This is a genomic window from Thermostichus sp. MS-CIW-41 (genome assembly GCF_054058915.1).
The window spans coordinates 43603-51353 of the sequence record NZ_JBSSBO010000020.1; the positions used below are offsets into that span (position 1 = coordinate 43603).

Below are 7751 nucleotides of genomic sequence, written 5' to 3' on the forward strand. Positions count from 1 at the left end.
GGCAACCGGCTAGAGCAAGGCTTAGAGTAGCAGTAGCCCCAAGCCTTTTGCTCAAGGAATCTGGCCATGGGATCCCAGGATCACCTCTTGCCTCCAGGAGCAGAGGAGCTGCAATCTGACCGCTCGCCCTCCTCGGAGCAAGTCCTTTTGCAGCTCACCGTTCGGGGATCCCGGCAGCAAGTCTTGCAGGGTTTGCGGGCCTGGCTGGAGCTGAGCTTGCTGACTCCAGAGCACTTTCGCCTGCTGGTGGAGCAGTATCGGCTAGAGGGGGAGGAACCAAGGTCAGCGGCAGTTTCCCCCAGCGACGAGATCCCGGCTCGTCTTGGCTCGGCCTACGTGCTCTGGATTTTGGGTTTGTTTGGCATCTGTGGCCTGCACCGTTTTTATCTGGGCCGCTGGCGGACGGGTTTGCTCTGGCTGTTGACCTTTGGGCTGCTGGGGATCGGACAGCTCCTGGATTTGATTTGGATCCCAGGAATGGTGCGGGAAAGAAATGCTCGCCTGGCCGGATCTGGGGTTGAGGAACCTACGGTCGAGGGGGGAGAAGAGCCCCAAGCTGCCCCTCAATCCACTCGCGCTACTCGGACGGAGTCCTTGCCCCCCCCTACCCCGGCGCTGGCTGTTTTGCTGCGGAACTTGCTGTCAGAGCTGAGCGTGGCTTGGCTGTTGCTGCTGGGCCTGTTTTTGGTGGTGGTGTCCTCCGGGGTGCTGGCGGCCAGCCACTGGGAGCAATTTTCTCCAACTGCTCAGTATGGGGTGCTCTTGGCCTATACGGCGGCTTTTGGGGTAGGTGCTGGATGGATCCAACGGCAGGAAGGGCTGCGTCTAACCGGTCAAACCTTGGAGGCTATTGCCCTGCTGCTGGTGCCGGTGAACGTGTGGGCCCTGGATGGGCTGGGGATCCTTTGGGGGATCCGCATCCTGGCGCTGGGCTTGCTGCTGGGGATCCCGTTGACGGCTGAGGGTCGGGTGCGCTCGCTGGGTTCAGGTGCCGGCTTTCGCGACAGCGGTGTGGAGCCCAATGCCTTTTACGGAACCTTGGTGAACTTTTTGGCCCTCTCTGGCTTGCACGCTTTCTGGAGCTTGGGGCCGCAGGAGCTTCGCCCTGCTTTTGTCCTGGGGATCCTGTATCTGGGGATCCTCAGCACCGTGATTTACACCTGGAGCCGCCGGTCTCGGGAATTACGGGGCTCCAAGATCTGGCTAATCGGGGCTGCCGGATCCCTGTTAATCCTACGGGGGCTGCTGTCTGGGCATGTCCAAGTGCCGCAGTTGGGGTTGGCGGTGGCCCTGTTGGGTTGGCTAGCAGCGGAATGGCCCCAGGGATCCCCGGACGTCGTAGCAGAAGGCGCTCAGGAGGGGACGCTCTCCCGCTGGTGGGAGGGGAGCTGGGTGCTGTTGGTGGTGGGCTGGCTGCTGGCTGCCATTGGCTTGGCGGAGAGCCCTTTCAGCGGCTGGCAGTTGCTGGGGATTAGCCTGCTGGGGATCCATGTCTTAATCGGGCGCTTGCGCCGACACACCCAGTCGCCCCAGCGGGACGAAGTCCTTAGGGTGCATTTGACGTTGCTGTTCTTGCTGGGCCTGGAAACTTGCTGGGCTTTTTGGCAGGTGTGGCCAGCAAGCTGGCGGCAAGAGGTTGTAGCTACAGTAACCAACTGGTTTCAGCCCCTTGATTCCCCCTGGGGCTTGCTGGGGTTGGCGCTGCTGCCCTATGAGGTGCTGTGGCTGGGGTTGGCGGCCCGCTGGCAGAGGAGCGGTCCAGAAGCCGGTGAGACAGGCTTTTCTAGGCTGGTAGAACCGACAGAGTGCTTGGTGCTGGGGTTGGGCGGATCCCTGCTGCTTTTGAGCCTTCCCCATCCGGCCATTCGCTTTTGGCACTTGCTTTTGAGCGCCGGGATCCTGGCCTGGTGGCTACAACAAAAGTCCAGATCAGGAGAAACTCCCAACTTTCTTTGGGTACTCCTGACCCACGCCTACGGAGTGGGGGCACTGCTAGCCGGGATCCGCTGGCTTTTGCCCGACTTGTTCGCGCCAGCGGTGCGGAGCACTAGCCTGTCCAGTTGGGGAGTGGTTCTGCTGCTGGTGGGCCTATTGCAATGGGCAGGGCGGGTAGCTCTGGGTGGGTCAGAGCGCTTTTGGGGATTGCCCGTGGGGCTGTGGCAGCGAAGTGCAGATGGCATAGGGTCGGTGTTGGTGGGATCCAGCTACTTGGCGTTTTTGCTGCAACGGCTCCCCGAGTTGTCTGCGACTGGTGAACAATCCTTTGGCTGGCTGTGGCTGCTGGTGCCTCTTGTTTTGACGGCAGCTCAGGTATTGGCCCTGCCCCCCCTGGAGTTCATGCCCCGCTGGCTGCAGAGCCCAGAGCAAGGGGGATTGGGATCCCTTTCCTGGCAGCAGGGGATCCCGGAGCGCGGGTCTTTGCGTTTCCCGGCAGTTCTCTCCCTTTTGCTGGCCCAGTTACTCACCTTTGGAAGGCCGGGGGTTGAGTTTCTGGGTCTGGGCTTGGGGTTGCTGCTGATGGCCACTCAGGTGTGGGTGTGGGCCTCTTTCCCCTCCGCCGACCATGAGCTCCACACCGCCAACGCAGTTGTTCCAGCAGAGGTGCTGTTGACAGTGACGTTTGGCTGGGGGTTCGGTCTGGTGGGAATCCATCGGCTGTTCCCCGCTTTAACGGAGTCAGAATGGCTGACGGCCTTGGGGGTGCTGCTGTTGTTCGCGACAGCGGTGCGGAGCACTAGCGGCTGTCGCTACAGCCTAGGGACTCCGTTCCACTACCTCTCTCCCCGCCTTCGGGCAGCTTACCGACCGGTGCTGGATGGCTTTGGCTTTCTGCTGGGGATCGTACTTTTACTTTCCCTAACGTTGCAGACATTGCAGCCAGAAGCAGGTCGCATCGGTGGTGGAAAGTACCTGGATTCCCCAGTGGCTCTGACCCTGGCCTCTGGGACTGTCCTGGTGGCCATTGTTTTGCGGCTTTGGGTGGAAGTGGCTCCCGCTTTTTATCGCGACGGCGGTGTCCATCCTGCTGGCTTGGAGAGCGAAAGCCCGTCTCCTTCCAGGGCGGAGGATGTCTCAACTGGCGGCAGCGGTCAGGAGGCTTCGTCGGCCATCTCATGGTCTGTAATGGAGGGGCTGTCCTATGGGCTGATCTGGGCTTTGGAGCTGTTGGTGGCCAGCAGCCTCTTGTGGGTGGTACAGGGATCCCGTCCTGTTGCCCCTCTGCTTGCCGTCATCAATCTGAGCCTGGGGATCCTCTTTTGGATTGGGCCGGAAAAACTCTTGCTTGAGGGGGCCGCTCGCGCTGGCGGGACAAAGTCTTTGGGGGGGCAGCTCCTGCAACAGGTCAGGGCCCTGAGCTTCTGGCGGACAGGGCCTTTGATCTATGCAGGGTTGGGCTGGCTGGGATCCCATGCCCAGTGGAGTGAGGTAACGGGCTTGGGCAGCTTAGGTCTCTCCATCGTGTTGCTGGGCCTGGGGCGTCGACAGGCGGTCCAACGGGCCCAAGAGCAAGGCCGGGAAGACCTCCGTCCTGCCAACTGGAAAGGGCTCCTGGGCGCTTGGGGCGTGTCTGTGGCCGCCTACGAGAGCTGGGTTTACTTCCTCAGCCAGCGAACTGGGGGATCCCTGGCAAATGGGTTGGTGTTGATCGCTCTGTTAGGGCTGAGCTTGGCCTGGGGCTACGGCTTTTGTCCCCCTTGGCTGGCGGCGACCCTGCAGCTTAAAAGAGCTGGGTTGCGCTGGATGGCCTTGGCCAACTGGGCTCTGGCCAGCCTTGTCCTCTGGTCTGCCCTTTTCGATCCTCGCCTCAGCCGTTGGGGACAGCTCCTCTGGGTGCTGACGGGATCCGGCCTGGTGGCCTATGCCGCCGGACAGGCGAGAACCTCAACTCTAGAATCTCCAACAGAGCAAAATTGGGTGCCAACGGTCTGGGGTTACCTCAGTGCATGGCAAGGAGCTGGGGTTCTGCTGGGCGGTGTGTTCCTGGGGCTGCCGCAGCTATCCATAGCGCGATGGGCCGGATCCCTGCTCTGTGGGCTGGGGCTGGTTTACCATGGCTTGCCCTGGCGACGGTGGGGCTGGCCGGCGGCTCCTTGGCAGAATACAGCCTTGGTGCTGCCCCTGGCCGCTTTTCTGGTAACCGCGGGAGGAAATAACACCCTTAATCTGCTGCTGGGGGCAACCTACTATGCCCTGCTGGCTATCTGGAGATCCCAAGTGCGCCTGGGCTATGTCAGCCTGTTCTTGAGCAACTGGATCCTGTGGAATTACGGCTGGCATCAGGATTGGGCTTCCCTGACGTTCTATGCCCTGCCCCTGGTGGGATCCCTGCTCTATGTGGCCCAGGTGGATCCGGGATTACAGGAAACCAACGGACGGCGGGGGCGGCATTGGCTGCGGCTGGTTTCCTTGGGCACATGGCTGCTGGTGGTGCTGGTGGAAACTCACGGGCAACGGTGGACGGGCTTTTGGCCGGTAGGGTTGGGTTTGGCCTTGGGTCTGCTGGGCTTGGCCTTGCGGGTAAGAGCCTATCTCTTCGTGGGCACGCTGGCCTTTGGGCTGGGGATCCTGCGGCAGGGATGGCTGTTGGTAACAACTGATGCGCTGCTGCTCTGGGCCACTGGGATCCTGCTGGGCCTGCTTCTGATTTGGACGGCAGCCAATCTTGAAGGGCGTCGAGAAGAGGTGGGATCCCGCCTCTCCGCTTGGCTAGGGCAACTGCAGAGCTGGGAATAGCTCCCCCCGTGGGAGAGGGGTCGAGAGTGAGCCAGTGGGGCAAGGGGCATGTCAAACTGGTGCTGGCCTTGCTTTGGAGGATGGGGTCTATTGCTGGGCAACGTTGACCCAAAGGTGTCTTCTCAGCCTAGGTGGAAAAAGCTTCTGCGGCAGATCTTGGCTCCTTGGCGCGAGTTCGATGGCATGTTGCTGGCCACGGTGCTGGCCTTGACAGGCATCGGCATTCTTGCCATCCGCAGCGCAGTCTGGGAGCGTCCCATCAGCCACTATTGGCTGCAGCAGTTGATCATGGCCGGGATCAGCCTGGCGTTTTTGGGAGTGGTGGCCCGGATTCCATATGAGCGGCTGTTGCGCTGGCACTGGTTCACCTACTTCTTGACCTTGGCGAGTTTAATTGCAGTGCTCTTTTTCGGCACAGCAGGCGGAGGAGCGGAGCGCTGGCTCTCCATCGCCGGCTTTCAGGTGCAGCCTTCTGAGTTTGCCAAGCTGGGGGTAATTGTTACCCTGGCTGCTCTCCTGCACCACTGGCCGATCAAGTACTTCAGCCAGATTTGGGTGGCTGTTGCCGTCGTCGCTCCCCCCTGGATCTTGATTTTCCTGCAGCCCAACCTGGGCACTGCCCTGGTGTTTGTGGTGATTGTGCTGGTCATGCTCTACTGGGCCGGGGCCAAGGGCAGTTGGATCCTCTTGCTTTTGTCGCCGGGGGTGGGAGCCATTCTCTATGGCTTACACACTCGCCCAGAGCAGAGCTGGATGCTTTGGATTTGGCTGCTCTGGTGTCTGGGAATGGCGGGGTTGGCCGCTTGGCGTCTCCCCTGGCGGTGGACGGGGGCCGTAACTTTTGGGGTGATCAACCTGCTCTCGGGGCAGTTGGGGCAGCTAGCTTGGCACCTTCTCAAGCCCTATCAGCGGCGGCGGCTGGAGATTTTCATCGATCCCATGCAAGAGCCTTGGGGATCCGGCTATCACCTCATTCAATCCCGCATTGCCATCGGAGCCGGCGGCCTCTGGGGCCGCGGTATCCAGCAGGGCACCCAAACCCAGCTGGACTTCATCCCCGAACAGCACACGGATTTTATTTTCTCGGCCATTGGGGAAGAGATGGGTTTTATCGGCACCCTGACGGTGCTGATCCTGTTTTGGATCCTGTGTGCGCGGCTGATCTGGATTGCCCAAGGGGCCAAGGACAATTTTGGATCCCTGATTGCCATTGGGGTGCTGGCGATGATCCTCTTTCAGGCGGTGGTGAACATCAGCATGACCATCGGCCTGGCCCCGATTACCGGCTTGCCTTTGCCTTTTCTAAGTTATGGCCGCTCGGCTCTACTGACCAATTTTCTGGCCATTGGCTTGGTGGAATCGGTGGTGATGCACCGCCAGCGTACTAGTCTTTTCAAGTAGGCAGGCTCAATTTGCCTCCAGCGGGTTTGGCCTCAACAAGGGGAAGCTGCTGCCAGCGTTGGGCAACACTGGCCAAGGATCTTAAGATAGGAACACGGAGCCCCGGCTGGTCGAGCTGGCATGTTGCGTTTGGATCCTGCCCTCTACTTTGACCACAGCGCCACCACTCCGCCTCGGCCTGAGGTGATCGAGGCCATGCAGATGGCGATGCAGGAAAGCTGGGGCAACCCCTCCAGCTTGCACGGGTGGGGAGAACGGGCCGCCATGGCCATGGAGCGGGCGCGGCAGCAGGTGGCCGAGCTGCTTAACTGTGAGCCGGAGGCGCTGCTGTTTACCTCAGGCGGGACGGAGTCCAACAACCTGGCCCTGTTTGGGGTGGCCCAGCGCTACTCTACTCCCCAACATCTCATCATCTCCAGCGTCGAGCACGCCTCGGTGGAGAATGCTGCCCGCCAGTTGCAGTCCCAAGGCTGGCAGGTCACCCGTCTGCTGGTGAACGCCGCCGGCCAGGTGGATCCCCAGACTTTGATCCAGGCGCTGCAACCCAATACCGTTTTGGTCTCCATCGTCCACGGCCAAAATGAGGTGGGATCCCTGCAGCCCATTGCAGAGCTGGGTCAGATCTGTCGCCAGGCGGGGGTGCTCTTCCACACCGACGCTGTGCAGACGGTGGGGCGGATCCCGCTGGATCTGGCGCAACTGCCGGTGGATCTGCTCTCCCTTTCCGGGCATAAACTCTACGGGCCCCAGGGGGTGGGGGCGCTGTACGTGCGCCCAGGGGTGGAGCTGCGACCGCTGCTGCGGGGGGGTGGGCAAGAACGGCGGCTGCGGGCTGGCACCCAAGGGATCCCGGGCATTGTCGGCTTGGGAGTGGCGGCAGCTTTGGCGGCCCAAGAGCTATCTCAAGAAACGGCCCGCCTGCGGCAATTGCAACGGCATTTGGCCCAGTTGCTAGCGGAGGTGCCCGGTTTGCGGCTGACCGGCCCTGTGGATTTGGAGCAGCGTCTGCCCCACCACCTCAGCTACTGCACCGCAGGGATCCCGGGGAATGTGCTGGTCAGGGCTCTGAGCCGCCAGGGGATCGCCATTAGCGCCGGCTCCGCCTGTAGCAGCGGCCAACTGATCCCCAGCCGCATCCTCTTGGCCATGGGCCACTCAGAAGCCGAGGCGCTGGGATCCATTCGCCTTAGCCTTGGCAAAGCCACCACCTACGCTGCGGTTGAGTATGTGGCCCGATGTCTACAAACGGAGCTTGCCTCCATCTCCAAATCCGTAGCCTTGGGGAATGCGGCAACTCAATCCCCGTTGTCGATCCCCGTCACCAAATTTTCGGGCTGGAGGCCCGCACCATAGCCGCAGGCTTGGTGTCGGGAGGAAAGCCCTCCTCCATATAGGTTTGCTGGTCAAAAGTCTGGATGAACTACAATAAGCCCATGAGCCAGACTATCTCTGTACGTTGCAAGCTGATAGTCCAACAAGAGTTGCGTCAAGAAATTGACCGCACTTTGCAGGGCTTTGCGGATGCTTGCAACCAGATTCTCGACACCGCCAAACAAAAGAACTGCTGGAACACCGCCAAGCTGCACCACTTGGTCTATCGGCCGGTAAGGGCAGCA

The 7751-nt window shown here is 61.2% G+C and carries 3 protein-coding genes and 1 pseudogene; all 4 read left to right on the plus strand.

Annotated features, from left to right (window positions below; genetic code table 11):
* Window positions 1-66: 66 nt before the first annotated feature.
* Window positions 67-4734: an NINE protein gene (locus tag ACVWXE_RS07820; RefSeq protein ID WP_457490003.1), complete on the plus strand. Its 4668-nt coding sequence runs from the start codon at window positions 67-69 to the stop codon at window positions 4732-4734.
* Between the two features lie 90 nt (window positions 4735-4824).
* Window positions 4825-6135 carry a rod shape-determining protein RodA gene (gene rodA, locus ACVWXE_RS07825; protein ID WP_457442789.1) on the plus strand — a complete coding sequence of 437 codons (1311 nt, stop codon included), beginning with the start codon at window positions 4825-4827 and terminating at the stop codon, window positions 6133-6135.
* 120 nt (window positions 6136-6255) lie between these two features.
* On the plus strand, window positions 6256-7488 hold the full coding sequence (locus ACVWXE_RS07830; RefSeq protein WP_457490004.1) for a cysteine desulfurase family protein: 1233 nt from the start codon (window positions 6256-6258) through the stop codon (window positions 7486-7488).
* Window positions 7489-7568: 80 nt separating this feature from the next.
* A pseudogene (locus ACVWXE_RS07835) lies at window positions 7569-7751 on the plus strand (RNA-guided endonuclease TnpB family protein); the annotation flags it as partial.